This is a genomic window from Nocardioides epinepheli (assembly GCF_037936805.1).
Classification (GTDB): domain Bacteria; phylum Actinomycetota; class Actinomycetes; order Propionibacteriales; family Nocardioidaceae; genus Nocardioides.
This window is the reverse complement of the sequence record NZ_JBBMMC010000014.1, coordinates 89,044-107,835: the sequence shown is the minus strand read 5'-3', so window position 1 is coordinate 107,835 and position 18,792 is coordinate 89,044. Positions and strand designations below refer to the sequence as shown.

Genomic DNA, 18,792 nt, shown 5'->3' with positions numbered 1-18,792 from the left:
CTTCCCTAGGATCGGTCGGATGGAGTTCCAGGACGTCGTGCGCCGACGCCGGATGGTCCGCAACTATGCCGCGCGGCCGGTCGACCCCGCCATCGTGGACCGGGCGCTGGAGAACGCGACCCGCGCCCCGAGCGCCGGATTCAGCCAGGGATGGGCGTTCGTCGTCCTCGACACGCCGGGCGACGTGGAGCGGTTCTGGCGGGCCAGCAGCGACGACGTCGACTCCCCCGGCCCGTGGCTGGCCGGGATGATGCGGGCGCCGGTGGTGATCCTCCCGTGCAGCAGCAAGGCTGCCTACCTCGACCGCTACGCCGAGCCCGACAAGGGCTGGACCGACCGCGACGAGGCTCGCTGGCCGATGCCGTTCTGGCACCTCGACGCCGCCATGGCGAGCCTGCTGATCCTCCAGACCGCCACCGACGCCGGACTCGGCGCCTGCTTCTTCGGGGTCGTGCCCGACCGCGCCGACGCCGTCCGGGAGGCGTTCGCGATCCCGCGGAGCCACGACCCGATCGGGGTCATCACGCTCGGCCACCCTGCCGAGGGCGGCGCCGGAGGCTCGCCCACCCGACGTCGGCGCCGGCCGTGGCAGGAGACGGTCCACCGCGGCGGCTGGACCGGCTCAGCGAGCGACGAACCCGGGGACCACCCGATCGACCGAGTCGAGTAGACCGCGCTCGCCGTCCTGGTCGGGACCCAGCCGGCAACTGGAGGCGAATGCGGCCACCAGGAACTCGTTCAGCGCGGCGAAGGCCGGCTGCTCGGGGTTGCCGTACTGCCGGCCGGTCATCGCGACGGTGACCCGGCGGCGTCCGTTGCCGGAGGTGAACGACAGCGTCTGCGTGCCGAACGACGCGCCGTCGTGGCCGTGGAGCGAGCCACCATTCCGGCACGGGTCGGGAAGCCGGTAGCTGCCGTAGCCGTAGGCGACGCCGAGACCGGTCTCCTCGGCGGGTGTCACGACCGATCGCATCAGCCTGACCAGCCGGGGAGCGAGCAGGTCGCCGCGGGACAGGCTCCGCTGGAAGCGGTTCAGGTCGCGGGCGGTCGTGACGAGCGCTCCGGCCGCGGAGAACATCGTCGGGCTGAAGGTGCTGAGATCGATCCGGCGTTTCCCGAACGCGGCGTACTCGCGCAGCTTCGGCGCCGGGAAGCCCTTGGCGAAGGGCCACGAGCTCCGCGTCATCCGCGCCGGGGCGAAGATCCGCCGCTGCGCCAGCTTCGGGAGTGAGAAGCCGGTGGCGCGCCGCAGCATCAGCCCGATGATCACGTAGTTGGTGTTGGAGTAGCTGAACCCGGTGCCCGGCTCGAAGAGCCAGTCCTGTCGCTTGGCCACCCGGACCAGGGCCCGGTCGGTGCGCCGATTGCTGATGATGCGGAGCAGCTTGGGCACCGTGGTGCCCCGCGACGTCAGCACCGACAGGTAGTCCGGTGCGCCGCTGCGGTGTGAGAGGAGCTGGGCCACGGTGACGTCGGAGCGGGCCGGCCACAAGCCCGGCAGGACGTCGCCGATCGTGGTGTCCATGGTCCACCGGCCGCGCTGGACCTGCTGGAGGGCCAGCACCGCGGTGAGCGTCTTGGTGACGCTCGCTGCTCGGAAGTGCGCTGACGGCACCGCCGGGCGGTTCGGACGCAACCGGGCCGCGCCCGCGGCGCCACGCCAGACCTCGCCGCGGTCGACCACCTGGGCGCTCACGCCCACTGCGCCGGCACGGACCACCCGCCGCAGCTCAGGTCGTAGCGTGGCGGGCACCGGTGCGGTGTCGGACTGATCGGCGACGTGCGTGGGGTTCGCCGGCGGCTCGGCGTTGGCCGGGGTCGAGAGTGCGGCGCCACTCGCGAGGAGCACTCCGGCGAGCAGGCTGGCAAGTGTCTTGGTCGAACGCATCATGACTCCCGAGGTGACGGCCGAGGACGCCCACACCTAATCAGGCGGCCGGCGCGATCGGTAGCCGGCGGCCCGTAGGCTGGACTTCTGGATCGGCGGGAGAAGCGATGAGCGAGGAACGAGACCCCCAGCGGGAGCGTCAGCTCCACGATCGCGACATGCGCACCGGCAAGGGCGCGGCGGCCGCCCGGATCGCCCAACAGCACAAGTGGGTGGAGGAGCAGGTCTCCCGCGCCATCGATCGCGGCGAGTTCGACGACCTCCCCGGCGCGGGGAAGCCGATCGAGGGTCTCGGCGACCAGCACGACCCCGACTGGTGGCTGAAGAAGCTGGTCGAGCGCGAGAAGATCGCGGTCCTCCCCCTCTCGGTCGAGCTGCGCAAGGAGGACGCCGAACTCGACGACCGCCTCGACACCGTCGGCTTCGAGGCCGAGGTCGTTCGGATCGTCACCGACTTCAACGAGCGCGTGATCGCCGCCCGCTACCGGCCACCCGAGGGACCGCCACTCATCACGATGCCGCGCGACGTCGACGAGACCGTGGCCGCCTGGGCCGAGCGCCGGGCGGCCCGGCGCGCCGCCGTCCAGGACTCCGTGGAGCCGGCACCGCGGCGTCGTCGTTGGTGGCAGCGGCGGGCCTGAGCACCTCTACATGAGCGCGGCGGTCAGCCGGCACACGTTGTCGACATATCGCTGCCGCCACGGCCGCTGCTGCCACTCCTCGCGGGTGAGGACCCGCGAGACGCTGCGGTAGTCGGCGTCGTTGCGCTGGAGCCGATCGACCAGGTCGCCGCCGAAGGCCAGGAGCATCACCTCGTAGGTGAGCGCGAAGGATCGGAAGTCCATGTTGGACGAGCCGATCACCGCGATCCGGTCGTCGACGGTGAGGTACTTCGCGTGCAGCACGGTCGGCGGCGGGTACAGGTGGATGGTCACCCCGGCCTCGAGGAGCGCGGCGTAGTAGGACCGCTGGGCATGACCGACGAGGAACTGGTCGGCCTGCTCGCCGACGAACAGCTCGACCTCGACCCCCCGGTAGGCGGCGGTCGTGATCGCAGCCAGCAGCGAGTCGTCGGGCACGAAGTAGGGGCTGGTGATCGCGACCCGCGACGTCGCATGGTTGATCAGGGAGGTGAACAGCCGCAGGTTCGGCTCGGTGGGATAGCCCGGACCCGACGGCACCAGCTGCATCGCGTGCCCCGGTCCACCGACCGCGCTCGGCGCGGGCACCCGCAGGTACCGATCGGAGACGAACATCTCGCCGGTCTCGGTGTACCAGTCGGTCGCGAACACGATGCTCGCCGACGCGACGATCTCGCCGCTCACCTGGAGGGACACATCGCTCCACGCCCGGCCGGACGCGATGTTCTTCGCGCTGCCGTAGGAGGGAGCGATGAGGTTGTGCGAGCCGAGGAAGGCGCGTTCGCCGTCGATGACCACGAGCTTGCGGTGGTTGCGCAGGTCGGGGCGGCGCCACCGTCGCTCCAGCGGCTTGATCGGCATCATCAGATGCCACTCGATGCCGGCCGCGGTGAGCCGGCCGCCGAGCTGCTTGCGGCCGGGATACTTGCGCGAGCCGAGATGGTCCATCAGGAGCCGGGTCTCGACGCCGCGGGCGCTCGCGCGGGCCAGCGCCTCGAAGACCGGGGCGGTCGCCTCGTCCCAGGAGACGATGTAGAACTCCACGTGCACGAACTCGCGCGCCTCGTCGATCGCCGCGGCCAGGGCCGCGAAGAACGCCGCCGTGTCGGGGTAGATGGCCTCGTGCGTACCGCTGGTGAAGGGCAGACCGGTCAGCCGCTGGTTCATCTGCAGCACCGAGGCCAGGCCGGGGTCGGCGACGGCGTCGGCGGGCGCCCCGGGAAGGTGCTCGCGACCCTCGACGAGTCCCCGGTTGACCTCGTCCTGGATCCGGTGCCGCCGGCCGCGCACGTAGGGACTGCCGATCAGCCAGTAGAGCGGGAACCCGATCACAGGGAGGAACAGGATCAGCAGCAGCCACGCCGAGGAGGACGCCGGGCGCCGGTTCTCCGGCACCGTGCCGATCGCGATCAGCTTCAGCCCGTACTCGACCACGACCGCGCATCCCGCCACCACCGCCGCCCACGTCACCGCGCCAGCGTAGTGACGAAGCGACCGGGGCAGCCCGGCGTCCCGCCCGAGCCGACGGTCGCGCAATCCCTGTCCAGCGAGAGATCGGTCATACCGGGGCACGGTGAGTGACTGCTAACTTCCGCCCATGCCCGCCTCCAAGAGCGCCAAGGACTTCTTCCGACCTCTGGCGGTCGGAGCGCCCACCCCCCTCACCGAGATCCCGTTCCGGCCCAGCCGGGCGATCCACTTCTTCGACCCGAGCAACGAGAAGATGGCGGCGAAGATCCCGACCATGGTCGGCACCGTCGACGTGCTGCTCGGCAACCTCGAGGACGCCGTCAAGGCGGACAACAAGGTCGCCGCCCGCGAGGGCCTGGTGCGGATCGCGCAGGCCACCGACGGTCTCGGCGGCGACGGACCGACCCAGCTGTGGACCCGGATCAACTCCCTCGACAGCCCCTGGGCCCTCGACGACCTCACCACGCTGGTACCCGCGATCGGCGACAAGCTCGACGTGATCATGGTGCCGAAGGTGCAGGGCGCCGAGGACATCCACTACGTCGACCGGCTGCTGGCCCAGCTCGAGGCGAAGGCCGGCCTGACCCGCCCGATCCTCATCCACGCCATCCTCGAGACCGCGCGCGGCGTGGCGAACGTCGAGGAGATCTGCGGGGCGTCCCCGCGCATGCAGGGCCTCTCGCTCGGCCCGGCCGACCTGGCCGCCGACCGCCGGATGAAGACCACCCGGGTCGGCGGCGGCCACCCCGGCTACCTCGTGCGACAGGACCCCGCCGACGGCTCGCCGGAGGCGATCGCGGCCGATCGCACGACGTACCAGCAGGACCTGTGGCACTACACGATCGCCCGGATGGTCGACGCGTGCGCGACGCACGGCATCTATCCCTACTACGGGCCGTTCGGCGACATCACCGACGTCGTGGCGTGCGAGGACCAGTTCCGCAACGCCTTCCTGCTCGGCTGCGTCGGCACCTGGAGCCTGCACCCCAAGCAGATCGCCATCGCCAACCGGGTCTTCGCGCCGTCTGCCGAAGACATCGCGCACGCCCGCCGCGTGGTCGCGGCGATGGGCGACGGCACCGGAGCGGTGATGCTCGACGGCAAGATGGAGGACGACGCCTCCCTCAAGCAGTGCCTGGTGATGGTCGAGCTCGCCGAGCAGCTCGCGGCGATCGACCCGGAGCTCAAGGCCGCCTACGACGGGATCGAGGACTGATGACCACCGACTTCACGCCCCTGCGCTCGGTCCTCTACATGCCCTCCTCCAACGCGCGAGCGCTGGAGAAGGCCAAGTCGATCCCGTGCGACGCACTGATCCTCGACCTCGAGGACGCCGTCGCCCCCGACGCCAAGGTCGAGGCCCGCGACGCCGCGTGCGCTGCCGCCGCGTCCGGGGAGTACGGACGCCGCACCCTCACCATCCGGGTCAACGGGATCGGCACCGAGTGGCACGACCGCGACCTCGCCGCCGCCGCGGCTGCGGGACCGGACGCCGTCGTGGTGCCGAAGGTCGACAGTGCCGCCGAGGTGCAGCAGCTGGTCGCCGCCCTGGAGCAGGCCGGCGCCCCCGACCACACCCGACTGTGGGCGATGGTCGAGACGCCGATCGCGATCCTCGACGCCCTCGCGATCGCCCGCGCCTCCGAGCGCCTGGCGGCGTTCGTGATGGGCACCAACGACCTGGTCAAGGAGCTCTACGCCGAGCACGTGCCCGGCCGCGCTCCGATCCTGGGCTCCCTGCAGACCGCGCTGCTCGCCGCCCGCGCCGCCGGGATCGCGATCGTCGACGGCGTCTACAACGACGTCAAGGACACCGACGGCTTCCTCGCCGAGTGCGAGCAGGGCCGGCAGCTGGGCTTCGACGGCAAGACGCTCATCCACCCCGGCCAGGTCGAGGGCGCCAACGCCGCCTTCGCCCCCTCCGAGCAGGCGATCGAGGACGCCCGAGGCCTCATCGCGGCCTGGGAGGACGGCGCCGGCGCCGGCGTGGTCACCTACCGCGGCAAGATGGTGGAGAACCTGCACGTCGAGTCCGCCCGCCGCACCCTCGCGATCGCCGACGCCGTCGCCGCACTGGAGGCCTGACCCGGAGGTTCGTGCAAGGCGAGGTCCCATGCGATGTCAACGGGACTGCTCGCCGGGGCGAGACCGACGGCGAGGAAGCGGCCGCCGGGCGGGTCGGCGTCGCACTGCCCGGCAAGAATCCGGACACGCGTGCGGAGCGGTTCCGCCGGCCACCAGGAGAGCGTCGAGGGATTCCCGGGGGACCACCGATCGAGGCCTGGACGGCGTTGATCAGTGGCTCTCTAGGAATCCCTTGGTGATGTAGGTCATACTCACCCCACGCCACTCGGGAGGTGAGCGCGTGGCCCCCACGCCGAACCACGTGGCCCCCACCAGACGTGGGGGTCAGACCTCGATCTGGCCAGCCCAGAACCCGGCGCGGCCGACCGAGACCCCCGGTCTCCACGATCGGCTCGGCGCCTCGATGCGACCGCGCGGACGCTCCGCCGACGCGCGCCCCGTCGACCGCATCTCGCTGCCCGACCGACGCGTCGGCGGCTCATGAGCGCAACCCAGACCGGCGACCCCCACCAGGTGCCGGAGGCCGTGATCGCGGGTGCCGGCCTCGCCGGCAGCCTGGCCGCCCTGGTGCTCGCGCAGGCGGGCTGGCGGGTCCGGGTGTTCGAGCAGCGCGCCGACCCCCGCGACTCCGACCAACGCGAGGGGCGCTCGGTCAACCTCGGGCTCTCGGCCCGCGGTCTGGCCGCACTGGAGTACGCCGGCCTGACCGACCAGGTGCGGGCGATGACCGTTCCCATGCGCGGGCGGGCCATCCACCATCACGACGGTCGGGTGCGGTTCGCCCCGTACGGCCTGGCCGAGCACGAGGTCCTGCGGTCCATCGACCGGCAGGAGCTGCTGAGGGTGCTGCTCACCGCGGCCGAGGGCACCGGCAGGGTGCGGTTCGACTTCGGGGTCTCGGTCACCTCGGTCACCCCCACGGGCCTGGTGCTCTCGCCCGCACCGCCGGACTCGGCCGACGGTCACCTCGCCGCGGATCTGGTCCTCGGTGCCGACGGCGCCTTCTCGGCCGTGCGGCGCGCCAAGGAGGTCGCCGGGGAGTGCCGGTGCGAGCTGACCATCGCTCCCTGGCAGTACAAGGAGCTCACCATCCCGGCCGCTCCCGACGGCACCGCGCGTACCAGGCTGGAGGCCCTGCACGTCTGGCCGGCCGAGCAGGCCCTGATCGTGGCGCACCCCAACCTCGACCGCTCCCTCACCGCCACGCTGTTCCTTCCCGAGTCGGCCGGGTCGGTCAGCGTCGACCGGCTCACCACCGAGGAGCAGGTGGTCGACTGGCTCGATCGCGACTTCCCCGACAGCGCCGAGCTGATGCCGGGCCGCGCCGAGGAGTTCCTGCACCACCCGCCGGGACGGCTGGTCACCGTGCGGGCCCGGCCGTGGTCCTTCGACGGGCGGATCCTCCTGATCGGCGACGCGGCGCACGGCGTCTATCCGTTCTACGGACAGGGCATGAACGCCGCCTTCGAGGACGTGCTCGTCCTCGCCGAGCTCCTCCGGGCCCATCGCGACGACGTCGCGGCCGTCGTCGCCGAGTTCGAGGCCGCGCGCAGGCCGCACCTCGACGTCCTCGCCGATCTCTCGGAGCAGAACTTCCATCAGCTCCAACGCACGACCGACCGCCTGCACCGATGGCGCTCCCGGCTCGACCTCGTTCTCGCGCGCGCCGCCCCCCGGGCGTGGGTGCCGCTCTACACGATGATCTCGCATCGCCGCACCCCGTACGCCGACGCGCTGCGTCGGGCCCGGCGCCAGGATCGGGTGCTCCTCGGTGCCGCCACGACCGTCCTGTCCACCGCCCTCGGCCTCGGTCTCCTCCTGGGTCGCCGCTTCGTCTCGGAGAATCGTCGTGCCCGATCCTGACTCGCCCGCGTTGCTCGCCCTCGACGATCCACGGCTCGACCTCGCCGATCCGTCGGTGGCCACGGTCGTGACGTGGGCCCGCGAGTTCCTCGCCGCACCGCACCCCGACCTGGGCCGCACCGGCAACGTGTGCCCGTTCGTGGGAGCAGCACTGGAGAAGTCCTCGATCTTCATCGCCGCACACCCGGGCGACCCCGAGATCGAGGAGGCGATCGCCTTGATGCGCGCCTACCGCGCTCAGTTCGCGCAGCTGGCCCAGGACGCCGGCCGCGAGCGGGTGTTCTTGGCCGTGCTGGTCGTGTTCGGCGACCTCGCGCCCAGTCGATACGCCGAGTTCATCGAAGGGATCCAGCAGCGACTCAAGCCGGAGTTCATGAGCGAGGGCCACATGATCGGCGAGTTCCATCCCGGCCCGCCCGATCGGCCCGGCCTGTGGAACCCGGACTTCCGGCCCTTCCATGCCCCCGTGCCGATCCTGGCGATCCGGCACATGGTCGCTGCCGACGTCCCGTTCGTCACCGACTCGAACGTGCACCTCGACCTGTATCTGGCCCGGTTCGGTGCCGAGGTTCCCCGCCACCTGGCTCGCCGGATCGCGGCGTCGCAGGAGGGCTCCTCGTGAGCGCACCGGCACCGGCCACCGACATCCAGCGCCAGCTGTGGTTGGCCGACCGCCTGGTGGCCGATGCGTCCTACACGGTCGGGATCTCGTGGCGCCTGGTCGGCGAGGTCGACGCGGACGCGCTGGCTGCGGCCCTGGAGGCCGTCCAGGCCAGGCACCCCGCGACCCGCACCACGCTGCGCGAGCACGACGGCGACCTTCGACAGTTCGTCCTCACCGAGGCTCCGCCGGTGACGTGGGTCGACCTCGACGACGACGCCGAGGTCGCGCAGGTGCGCGCCCGGTTCGGGTCCCGCGCGCTCGACCTCGAGAGCGGGCCGGTGAGCGCGGTCGAGGTGGTGCGGTCGCCGAACGAGACCGAGCTGCACCTGGTCGTCCATCACGCGCTCGCCGACGAGACCTCGCTGAGCATCTGGCTGGCGGACCTGATGGCGTTCTACCGCCACCTCAGCGCGGGCACCGCCCTCACCCTGGAGGAGCCGAGCACGACGCTCGCGGCGATCGGCACCGCGCAGACCGAGCCGCGGCATCGGCGGCGCGTCGAGGAGGCGCTGGAGTTCTGGGAGTCAGAGCTGGCCGATGCCCCTGCGGCGCTCGACCTGCCGCGTCCTCGCACCCTGCCGCCCGAGGACGAGCCGGTCGGCTACCTGCGCGCGGAGATCTCCCCGGCGGCGGGCGATTCCGTCGCGAAGCTGCGCGAACGGGGCTTCACCACGTTCCACTGCGTCACCGCCGCCATCGGCCTGGCGCTGGCGCGCTACAGCACGCAGGACGACGTCGTCATCGGCACCCCGATCTCGGGACGCCTCACCGCCCCACTGCAGGGCGTCATGGGGATGTTCGCCAACACCACGCCGTTGCGGCTGCGGCCCACCCCGTCCCGCACGCTGCTCGACTACCTGAGCGCGACCAGGGACTCGGTCTTCGACGCCGTCGACTTCGGCTCGGTGTCCTTGGAGCAGGTCGTCGACCGGGTGCGCCCGCCCCGGACCGGCCGGCACCCGCTGTTCCAGGTGATGCTCGCCTACAACCTGGAGCAGCCGGCCGACGGCCACGACGGACTGCGGGCAGTGCCGGTCTATCTACCGCCCGCCGGCGCCCGGTTCGAGCTCACCCTGTTCGTGATCGAGCGCCCCGACCGAACGCTGGTGATTCGTAGCGACTACCAGACCGACGCCGTCGATCCGGGCGTCGTCGAGGGGATCGTCGCCTCGGTCGACCGGGCGCTGGCCATGCTCGCGGAGCATCTGGACACCCCGATCGTCGACCTGCCCTGGTTCACCGAGCACGAGCGACTCCAGCTGACCGTGGGAGGCATCGATCTGCGCCCGGAGTTCGGTGCTCTCGCCCCCGTGACCGAGGCGGTGGCCGACCGGATCGCCACGCAGCCGGACCGCATCGCGGTGATCGAGGCCGACCACCGCGAGGTGACCTACGCCGAGCTCGGACGGCGGGCGGCGGCGGTGCGCGACGTCCTCGACCGCCACGGGCTCGGCCCCGGCGACACGGTCGCCGTCGAGAGGCCCGACGGCGCGGACGCGCTGGCCGCGATGCTCGCCGTCATGGGCTCCGGCGCCGCGTGGATGCCGATCGACCCCCACGCGCCCGCGGCGCGTCGCGAGCTGCTGCTCACCCTGGCGGGCGCCCGGGCCGTGGTCGGCAGCGGCGACGACATCACCCTGCTCCCGACCGATTCCGGCCCCGCACTGGAGGTCCACCCCGACCAGCGGCTGCCGGATCCCGGCGGGATCGCCTATGTGTACTTCACCTCCGGGTCCACCGGAGCGCCGAAGCCCGTGGCGGTGACCCACCGGTCCTTGTCGAACCTCACCGAGGGCTTCGTCGCGGCCCACTCGTTCACCGCCGACGACGTCGTCCTCGCGCTGCCGCCGCTCACCTTCGACGCCGCGCTCGGCGACGTGTTCCCGGTGCTGTGCTCGGGCGGCACCGTGGTCTTCCACGACGACCCGGCCGCGCTCGACGTCGCCGCACTGTTCGCGCTGTGTCGCCGGCATCGGGTCACGGCCGTCGACGCACCCAGCGCCCTGTGGCAGCAGTGGTGCGTAGACCTCTCGACCCGCTGCGCGCCGCTGCCCGCGACCTTGCGCCGGATGATGGTCGGCGGAGAGGCCGTCCCGGCCGAACACCTCCGGCTCTGGCTCGAGGGCACCGACGCACGGGTGACCCTCTACAACCACTACGGCCCGACCGAGACCACCGTGTGCGCCACCGTGCACGAGGTCGCCGAGCGGGTCGTCGACGACGAGCTCGGCGAGCAGGGCCTCACCATCGGGCGCGCCCTGCCCAACGTGGCCTGCTATGTCCTCGATCCCCAACTGAACCCGGTGCCGGCCGGCGTGCCGGGCGAGCTGGTGATCGGCGGCGCCGGTGTCGCGGCGGGCTATCTCGGGATCGCCGACGACTCCCCCGGCTCACCGTTCGTGCCCGACCCCTATCTGCCGCGGTGGCTCGAATCCTCCGGACAGGCGGGCCGGGGCGACTTCCCGGCCGGCCCCGACGCCCGCATGTATCGCACCGGCGACTTCGTGGTCCGCGCCGCAGACGGGCGACTGCACTTCCTCGGACGCCGCGACCAGCAGGTCAAGATCCTCGGACGCCGGATCGAGCTGGGCGAGGTCGAGGCGGCCCTGGCCGCCCATGACGCGGTCGCCCGGAGCGTGGTCACCGCGCCGCCGGACGCGACGGGTCAGCGCCGACTGGTGGCCTACGTCCAGCCCGGACCCGCCGCCGACGGACTCGACGCCGACGTCCTGCGCGACCATCTGGCCGACCGCCTGCCGAGGCACATGATCCCCACCTCGATCGTGGTGATCGAGGAGCTTCCCCTGACGTCGCGCGGCAAGGTCGACCTGGACGCGCTGCCCTCGCCGGAGTCGACGGACGGCCGGCGCGTCAGGTTCGTCGAGCCCCGGACACAGACCGAGCGCGATCTCGCGCGACTGTGGTCGGAGGAGCTCGGCGGCGCGCAGGTCGGGCGACACGACCGATTCGACGAGCTGGGCGGGACGTCGCTGTCGGCGGCTCGGCTCGGCGGCCGGATCGGAGCGTTCTTCGAGACCCGCATCTCTCCTCGCGACCTGCTCGACGGCAGTGACCTGGCCCAGGTGGCGAGCACGATCGAGGCTGGCCGGACGGACACCGACGCCGCCCACGGCGCGGCCCACGACGCGGCACTGTCCGGCGGGCCGGATGCGGCGGCCGAGGCGGTCGAGGCGCTCGCCCGGGCAGACCTGAGGCTTCTCGACGACGTCCCGGTGGCCAGGACTCGCCGAGCCCCGGGCACGGGCGGACCCCGCGTGCTCCTCACCGGGGCCACCGGCTTCCTCGGGGCCCACCTCGTCCATGCCCTCGACCGCGCCGGGGCCGGATCGGTCCGTCTGCTGGTGCGGGCCGGTGACGAGTCGGACGCCGCCGAACGGGTCGCGACCCAGCTGCGCAGCCTGGATCTCCCGGCGGCTCCGGACAGTTCGGAGTACCGGGTCGGCGACCTCGCCGCCGAGACCGGCGACCTGGCGATCTCCTGGGGCGATGCGCTCGCCGACGTCGACATCGTGCTCAACGTCGGCGGGCTGGTGAGCACCGAGTCCGACTATCCGGGCCATCGCGGAGCCAACGTCCTCGGACCGGCACGGGCGATGCGTGAGGCCGCTCGACACGGGATCGCGGTGCATCACGTCTCGACGCTGGGCGTGTTCTGGTCGCCGTCGTTCGGTGACTCCGCGCATGCGGTCCTCGAGGCCGACCGGCCCGACCGCGGGTTCCCCTCGGGCGGCTACAACCAGTCCAAGTGGGTCAGCGACGTCCTCGCCGTCGAGCTCGGCGCGCGGGGACTGCCGGTCACCGTCCACCGCCCGGCCCGCCTCACGGCCGCCTGGGGCAACCGTAGCGTCGCGCACGGCACCTGGTGGGGCGGGATGCTGGGCGCCTGCCTCGAGCTGGGCCTGGCGCCCGACCTCGGGTGGGCCGAGGACCAGCTGCCCGTCGACTGGGCCGCCGAGGCGATGGCGCGCGCCGTCCTCGGCGACGACGAGCGGCCGGTCTGGCACTACTGGTCGGGCGACACGCTCACCTACGCCGAGATCGCCGACGAGCTGTCCACGCCGTCCGCGCCGGTCGAGCTGGTCGGCTACGCACGGTGGTACCACGCGCTCCGCGACGCGGTGGCGGCCGGCGGCGTGACCGACTTCGCGCCGTTCGCCGGCGGCTTCCCGCCGCCCGGGAGTGCGGTCGGCGGGCGTCCCGCGTTCGACGCGAGCGAGTCGATGGCCGGCTTCGCCGCACTCGGTACCCCTGCCCTTCCCGGAGCTCTCGACCTGCTGCGCCGGGAGAGAGCGCTGCTCGCACAGAACCTGGCGACCGTGGGCGCGCCTCCAGTACGGAAGGAATCACGATGACGAGCGAACCCGACCAGCACGAGGTGTCCCGCGGGCGCATCCGCGCGCTGCCCCTCGGCCTGCTCACGGTGTGGTTCGGCCAACTGGTCTCCTCGGCCGGCTCGGCCATCACCGCGTTCGTGCTGGGCGTGTGGGTCTTCGAGCAGACCGGCTCGACCACTCAGTTCGCGATGCTGATGCTCTCGGCCGTCGTGCCCGGCATCCTCATCTCGCCCTTCGCGGGGATCTGGGCCGACCGCTACAACCGGCGAGTGCTCATGGTGGTGGCCGACCTGACCGGCGGGGTCGGGACGGCGAGCCTGCTGACGCTGGTGCTGACCGATCATCTGGCGACCTGGCAGATCTATCCGCTGACCATGCTCACCGCGGCCGCCGCAGCCGTGCACGGCATCGCGTTCTCCTCGACCCTGCCGGCGCTGGTCGCCGCCGCCAACCTCAGCAAGGCCAACGGCCTGACCCAGACCACCCAGGCGGTCCAGATCGCCGCGCCGGTGCTGGCTGCGGCGATGCTGGCCGCCTTCGGACTGCGCGGGGTGTTGATCCTCGACCTGGCCACCATGTTCTTCGGGGTGTTCATGCTGGTGAGCGCCCGGCTCCCACCCGGCTCCACGTCGCCGGCGAACAATGGCACGAAGATCACGGTGCGCTCGGACCTGACCCACGGATGGGCCTACCTGCGAGCCGACCGCCCGTTGCGCGACCTGGTGCTCGTCTTCACCGCCTTCAACGCGGTCTTCGCAGTGGCCGGAGTGCTGGTGCAGCCCCTGATCCTGTCCTTCACCGGAACCGAGACCCTGGGCGTCCTGATGCTGCTCGGTGGCGCCGGAATCTTCGTCGGCGGCCTGGTGATGGCGACGTGGGGAGGGCCGGTGCCTCGCATCCCCGGGATGGCCAAGTTCCTGGTCCTCGGCGGCCTCGCCCTCGCCGCCCACGCGCTGGCGCCTTCGGCGCTGCTGATCGGCATCGTCGCGCCACTCTTCTTGTGCGCCATCCCGATCCTGGGCGGTTCGGCGATGACCCTCATCCAGCAGCGCACCAAGCCGGAGTCGATGGGCCGGGTGATCGCGACCGTGCGGATCCTGGCCCAGGCGGCGATGCCGGTCGGCTACCTGATCGCGGGGCCGGTGGCGGATCGGATCTTCGAGCCCGCCATGCAGCCTGGCCACTGGCTCGGAGACACACTCGGCAAGGTGATCGGGACCGGCGAGGGTCGCGGGATCGCCGCGATCTACCTCGTGCTCGGGCTGTTGACCCTCCTGCTGGCCGCCCGGGTCGCCACCTGGCGCAACCTGCGCCTCCTGGAGGCCGAGGTGGACGCACGGCTCGCGCAGGCCGGAGGTCCCGCGGGCGCCGAGAGCCCCGTGGCCGACCGCGGCCGCGGCACCGGCGAGGCGGGCGAGCCGGAGGTCGCCGCGGCCCTCGACCCGGATGCCCCCGCCGCGTCCGATGCGGCGCTCGACGTGGAGACGAGAGGAGCCTGACGTGCCGGCACGACTCAACGAGGGCCAGCGAGAGAGCTTCGACTCCGGACTGGCACCGGCTGCGCACCTGGACATGATCGGCGCGCTCGCCTTCCGCGCGGTCGCCGCGGGCTCCCGCTTGGGCGTGTTCGCCGCTCTCGCCGACACAGAGGCCACCGCCGAAGCGCTGGCCGACGACCTCGGCCTCGATCGACGCGGTCTCACGCTGCTCCTCGACGCGCTGGCGGCCAACGGCTACCTCCTGCGCTCCGAGACCGGCTACGCCCTGTCGGAGGGGGCGCGCCGCTGGCTGCTCCCCGAGGGCGGCTTCAGCGTCGTCGCGGAGTTCTGGTCGGAGGTGCTGGCCGAGCAGTGGGACAGCCTGGAGGACTCGATACGCACCGGCACGCCGGCTGCCGACTTCTACGGCTGGCTCGAGGAGCGACCCGACATGCGGGAGCGGTTCCACGCCATGCTCGCCGGGATCGCGGAGTCGCTGAGTCCGGCCGCCGTGGAGGCGCTGGGACCGATCAGCGGCCACATCGTCGACGTCGGCGGTGGACACGGCGCCTACGCGACCGCACTGCTGAGCGCGAACCCGGGGACCGAGGCGACGATCGTCGACCTCCCCGGCGCCTTGGAAGTGGCTCGTGCGCGAGTGCAGCAGGCGGGCCTCGCCGACCGCGTCCACTTCGTGCCCGCCGACGTGACCGAGCCCTTGGACCTGCCCGCGGACACGTTCTCCGTGGCCCTGCTCTTCAACATGCTGCACGGCTTCGACGGGCCCGCGAACCGGCGCCTGCTCGGCAGCGTGCACCGCTCGCTGCGTCCGGACGGCCGGGTGGCGGTCGTGGAGCAGCTGGCCGGCGGGCCACCCTCCGACGACCTGGCCGGCGCGTTCGTCTCGGTGTTCTCCCTCAACCTGTTCCACACCCAAGGCGGGCAGGCGCCGCACGAGGACGACCTCCGGGGCTGGCTCGCCGACGCCGGGTTCGTCGACGTCGCCGCGAGCCCGTTGCGGGAGTCGGCCGCCGAGTGGCTCTTCGTCGGGTCGGCCGGCCCGAGGGGCGAGTGACCGACTGACAGGTTCTACCGGGCGTCGGCGAGGCGCTCCTCGACCAGGCGCGCGAGGCCGGCGACGGTCGGGGTGGCGAAGAACTGCCGGAACCGGAGCTCGACGTCGAGGTCGGCGGCGATCTGGGAGATCACGTTGGCGGCGAGCAGCGAGTGCCCACCGAGGATGAAGAAGTCGACGTCGACGGCCACCTCGTCGACGTCGAGGACGTCGGCGAAGATCGCCATGATCCGCCGCTCCAGGTCGGACGCCGGCTGGGCGCCGCCGGCGGCCAGGGGCGCCTCGATCAGGGGGAGCGCCTCGCGGTCCAGCTTGCCGGACGGCCCGAGCGGGAGGGCGTCCAGGCGGTGGATCGAGGCGGGGACCAGAGCCTCGGGCAGGCGGGTGGCCAGCCACTGACGCAGGGCCTCGAGGTCGGTGTCGTCGCCAGTGACGACGTAGGCCGCGAGCCGCTGGTCGCCGGGCTGCGGCTCGTGGACCCGGGCGGCTGCGGCGGCGACGTCGGGATGCTCGGCGAGCACCGACTCCAGCTCGCCCAGCTCGATGCGCTGCCCGCGCAGCTTCACCTGTCCGTCGGACCGGCCGAGGAACTCCAGGACGCCGTCGGATCGCCACCGCGCCCGGTCGCCGGTGGCATACATCCGAGCGCCCGGTGGCCCGTAGGGGTCGGGGAGGAACCGGTCGGCGGTGAGTGCCGGCCTTCCGAGGTAGCCGCGCCCCGGTCCGGTCCCGGCGAGGTAGAGGTCGCCGGAGACGCCGGGAGGCACCGGCGCGAGCGCACCGTCGAGCACCAGGCACCGCGCATTGGCGATCGGGCGGCCGATCGGCACGCGGGCGTCGAGATCGAGCGAGGAGGGCGCGCACTTCCAGGCGGTGACGTCGATCGCCGCCTCGGTAGGCCCGTACAGGTTGTGGAGCTCGCAGTCGGGGAGCACCTCGAAGAACCGGCTCACGATCGCCGGTGGCAGTTCCTCGCCGCTGCAGATGACGCGCCGCAGGCTCGTGCACTCCTCGACCTGCGGGGTCGCGAGGAAGGCGGCGAGCATCGAGGGCACGAAGTGGATCGTGGTGACGCCCTGCTCGATGATCGTGCGGCGCAGCCGGATGGGGTCCTTGTGGTCGCCGGGGTCGGCCATCACCAGGCGGGCGCCGACGGCGAGCGGCCACAGGAACTCCCACACCGACACATCGAAGCTCGTCGGCGTCTTCTGCAGCACGACGTCGTCGCGGCCCAGGTCGAACTCCCGCTGCATCCAGGCGATCCGGTTCGTGATGGCCGCGTGGGTGTTGATGGCGCCCTTGGGCCGGCCCGTCGAGCCGGAGGTGTAGAGCACGTAGGCGGCCTGGTCGCCGGTGATCGGATCCTGCCAGCGCGGCGACGACCGTTCGGACGCATCCTCGGGCGCACTGGCCGCGCCCACCCCGGCGTCCGCGATCTCGACGATCTCGACGGTGTCGGGGACGGCGAAGGCGGGGGCTTCGTCGGTGAGGAGCGCCGTCAGGCCGGCGTCCTGGGCCATGTAGGCCAGCCGTTCGGCCGGGTAGTCGGGGTCGAGCGGGCAGAACGCGGCGCCGGCGCGCAGCACGCCGAGCACCGCGACCGCGAGATCGGCCGAGCGGCGCAGGCTGATGCCGACCAACGACTCGGGTCCGACACCGAGCCTGCCCAGCCGGTCGGCCAGATCGGCCGTGCGCGCCAGGAGCTGCGCGCCGTCGAGGTGGCCCTGCCCGTCGGACACCGCGACGGCGTCCGGGGCGGCCGCCCACGCGGCCTGCATCCGTGCCATGAGGCCGGTCCCGGCGGAGGTACCGCCGACGAGATCGGGATCGGCGGTGTCGTTCCAGCGATGGACGACGTCGTCCCGCTCGTCGGCGGAGAGCCAGCCGACCTGGGACATCGGACGATCGACGTCGGCGACCAGCCCTTCGGCCATCCGCACCCAGCGCGCCCCGATCGATGCGACCGTTCCCGCGTCGAACAGGTCGGTGCGGTACTCGATGCGGGCCGCCGCGTCGGCGATCTCGAGCCCGAGCTCGTCACGGGTGGTGCCGAAGGAGCAGTTGAGCTCGGAGATCGGCAGCTGGTTGAACCCGATCTGGTAGATCGCGTGCACGCTGCCGCGGGCGGGCGCGAGCTCCTCGACGAGACGCTGGAAGGGCACCAGCTGATGCTCGGTGGCGTCGAGGATCGCGGCCCGGACGGCGGTCACGAGGTCGCGCATCGTCGGGTCCGGCGCCATCTGGATGCGGATCGGCAAGGTGTTGACGAACATCCCCACGAGGGGGGCCGTCTGCGCGGTGGGACGGCCCGCGAACGGCACCCCCACCACGAGGTCGCGCTCCCCCGACATCCGTGCCAGCACCGCGACCCAGGAGGCGAGCTGCACCATCGCCGTGCTGGCTCGCATCTCGGCGGCCACCGCGTCGATGCCGCGGCGCAGCCTCTCGGGGAGGTCGAGGATCACCTCGTCGCCCAGGGACGTGGCCGAGGACGGCCGTGGGCGGTCCAAAGGCAGGGCGTGCACGGGCGGGGCGTCGGCGAGCCGGTCGCGCCAGAATCGGAGCTCGGCCTCGAGCCGCTCGCCCTGCATCAGCTCGCGCAGCCAGTGCGCGTAGTCGGCGTACTGGATGTCGAGCTCGGGCAGGTCGGGCGCGGTCCCGGCGGCGACGGCGCGGGCGATGGCGTCGACGTCGTCGACCAGCACGCCGTAGGACGCGCCGTCGAACACCGTGTGATGGGCCACCAGGACCAGCAGCCACCCGCCCCCCACGGTGGGCCGTGCGGTGGCGCGCCACAGTGGCGCGCGATCCAGCGGCAGCTCGATCGTGGTCGCGACCCGGTGCAGGTCGGGCGACCTCATCACCTCGCGGGTCGGCTTGAACGGCGTCGGGTCGATGTCGGAGATGACCACCGGGACTTCGTCGTGGATCACCTGCTCGACGCGCCCGTCGACCTCGTGCAGCGTCGTCCGCAGGGGTTCGTGCCGTGCGACGACCAGGCGCAGCACCTCGTGCAGCTGGTCCAGGGTGAGGTCCTCGGTGACGTACACCGGCGCGACGAGGTTGAACGCGCGCGCGGTGGAGTCCAGCCGGCTGGCCAGCCACATGCGTTCCTGGCCGAACGACGACGGCGCGACCCAGCCCGGCTGCTCGGACTCGGGGGCACCGGGAAGGACCTGGTCGGCGGCCTCGGACAAGGTGGAGGACTCGGGCTCGCGGGTGGTGCTCACTGCGTCGTCATCGCCTCGCGCAGACGGTCAGAGCACGACGGGA

At 72.4% G+C, this 18,792-nt stretch carries 12 protein-coding genes; 9 read left to right on the top strand and 3 right to left on the bottom strand.

The genetic code is table 11. From position 1 onward, the window contains the following. Nucleotides 1-19: 19 nt before the first annotated feature. The gene (locus WMR31_RS17790; RefSeq protein WP_340540225.1) at nt 20-670 is read left to right on the top strand and encodes a nitroreductase family protein; all 651 of its coding nucleotides are present in this window, start codon (nt 20-22) and stop codon (nt 668-670) included. On the opposite strand, the gene WMR31_RS17785 is transcribed toward WMR31_RS17790, so the two are convergent. Next, a complete protein-coding gene (locus tag WMR31_RS17785; protein WP_340540224.1) occupies nt 623-1,891 on the bottom strand; it encodes a serine hydrolase domain-containing protein in 1,269 nt (422 codons plus the stop codon). The genes WMR31_RS17790 and WMR31_RS17785 overlap by 48 nt on opposite strands. 104 nt (nt 1,892-1,995) lie before the next feature. Here WMR31_RS17785 and WMR31_RS17780 point away from each other — a divergent pair, with 104 nt between their 5' ends. Beyond that, nucleotides 1,996-2,529, top strand: a complete 534-nt coding sequence (locus WMR31_RS17780; protein WP_340540223.1) for a DnaJ family domain-containing protein — start codon at nt 1,996-1,998, stop codon at nt 2,527-2,529. 6 nt (nt 2,530-2,535) lie between these two features. Here WMR31_RS17780 and cls read toward each other — a convergent pair whose 3' ends face one another. Beyond that, nucleotides 2,536-3,999, bottom strand: coding sequence for a cardiolipin synthase (gene cls / locus WMR31_RS17775; RefSeq protein ID WP_340540222.1), 1,464 nt, complete (start codon nt 3,997-3,999; stop codon nt 2,536-2,538). 127 nt (nt 4,000-4,126) lie between these two features. Here cls and WMR31_RS17770 point away from each other — a divergent pair, with 127 nt between their 5' ends. From WMR31_RS17770 to WMR31_RS17740, 7 genes are all read left to right on the top strand, one after another. Beyond that, nucleotides 4,127-5,215 (top strand): HpcH/HpaI aldolase/citrate lyase family protein, encoded by a 1,089-nt coding sequence (locus WMR31_RS17770; RefSeq protein WP_340540221.1) that lies wholly within the window; start codon nt 4,127-4,129, stop codon nt 5,213-5,215. Beyond that, on the top strand, nt 5,215-6,084 hold the full coding sequence (locus tag WMR31_RS17765; RefSeq protein ID WP_340540220.1) for an HpcH/HpaI aldolase/citrate lyase family protein: 870 nt from the start codon (nt 5,215-5,217) through the stop codon (nt 6,082-6,084). The genes WMR31_RS17770 and WMR31_RS17765 overlap by 1 nt, the downstream gene beginning before the upstream one ends. A 480-nt stretch (nt 6,085-6,564) precedes the next feature. Further along, complete coding sequence (locus WMR31_RS17760; RefSeq protein ID WP_340540219.1) at nt 6,565-7,947, top strand: FAD-dependent oxidoreductase; 1,383 nt, start codon at nt 6,565-6,567, stop codon at nt 7,945-7,947. Continuing rightward, nucleotides 7,934-8,569: a DUF6875 domain-containing protein gene (locus tag WMR31_RS17755; RefSeq protein WP_340540218.1), complete on the top strand. Its 636-nt coding sequence runs from the start codon at nt 7,934-7,936 to the stop codon at nt 8,567-8,569. Before WMR31_RS17760 ends, WMR31_RS17755 begins: the two co-directional genes overlap by 14 nt. Further along, a complete protein-coding gene (locus WMR31_RS17750; protein ID WP_340540217.1) occupies nt 8,566-12,984 on the top strand; it encodes a non-ribosomal peptide synthetase in 4,419 nt (1,472 codons plus the stop codon). The genes WMR31_RS17755 and WMR31_RS17750 overlap by 4 nt, the downstream gene beginning before the upstream one ends. Continuing rightward, nucleotides 12,981-14,465 carry an MFS transporter gene (locus tag WMR31_RS17745; protein WP_340540216.1) on the top strand — a complete coding sequence of 495 codons (1,485 nt, stop codon included), beginning with the start codon at nt 12,981-12,983 and terminating at the stop codon, nt 14,463-14,465. The genes WMR31_RS17750 and WMR31_RS17745 overlap by 4 nt, the downstream gene beginning before the upstream one ends. 1 nt (nt 14,466) lies before the next feature. Beyond that, nucleotides 14,467-15,519 (top strand): methyltransferase, encoded by a 1,053-nt coding sequence (locus WMR31_RS17740; protein WP_340540215.1) that lies wholly within the window; start codon nt 14,467-14,469, stop codon nt 15,517-15,519. Nucleotides 15,520-15,533: 14 nt separating this feature from the next. Here the strand turns inward: WMR31_RS17740 and WMR31_RS17735 are convergent, their stop codons facing one another. Continuing rightward, nucleotides 15,534-18,749 carry a non-ribosomal peptide synthetase gene (locus tag WMR31_RS17735; protein ID WP_340540214.1) on the bottom strand — a complete coding sequence of 1,072 codons (3,216 nt, stop codon included), beginning with the start codon at nt 18,747-18,749 and terminating at the stop codon, nt 15,534-15,536. Nucleotides 18,750-18,792 lie beyond the last annotated feature (43 nt).

Excerpts from the sequence above, each read along its gene's own strand:
- WMR31_RS17790 (WP_340540225.1), top strand. The coding sequence starts at position 20 with ATGGAGTTCCAGGACGTCGTGCGCCGACGCCGGATGGTCCGCAACTAT.
- WMR31_RS17785 (WP_340540224.1), bottom strand. The coding sequence starts at position 1,891 with ATGATGCGTTCGACCAAGACACTTGCCAGCCTGCTCGCCGGAGTGCTC.
- WMR31_RS17780 (WP_340540223.1), top strand. The coding sequence starts at position 1,996 with ATGAGCGAGGAACGAGACCCCCAGCGGGAGCGTCAGCTCCACGATCGC.
- WMR31_RS17770 (WP_340540221.1), top strand. The coding sequence starts at position 4,127 with ATGCCCGCCTCCAAGAGCGCCAAGGACTTCTTCCGACCTCTGGCGGTC.
- WMR31_RS17765 (WP_340540220.1), top strand. The coding sequence starts at position 5,215 with ATGACCACCGACTTCACGCCCCTGCGCTCGGTCCTCTACATGCCCTCC.
- WMR31_RS17760 (WP_340540219.1), top strand. The coding sequence starts at position 6,565 with ATGAGCGCAACCCAGACCGGCGACCCCCACCAGGTGCCGGAGGCCGTG.
- WMR31_RS17745 (WP_340540216.1), top strand. The coding sequence starts at position 12,981 with ATGACGAGCGAACCCGACCAGCACGAGGTGTCCCGCGGGCGCATCCGC.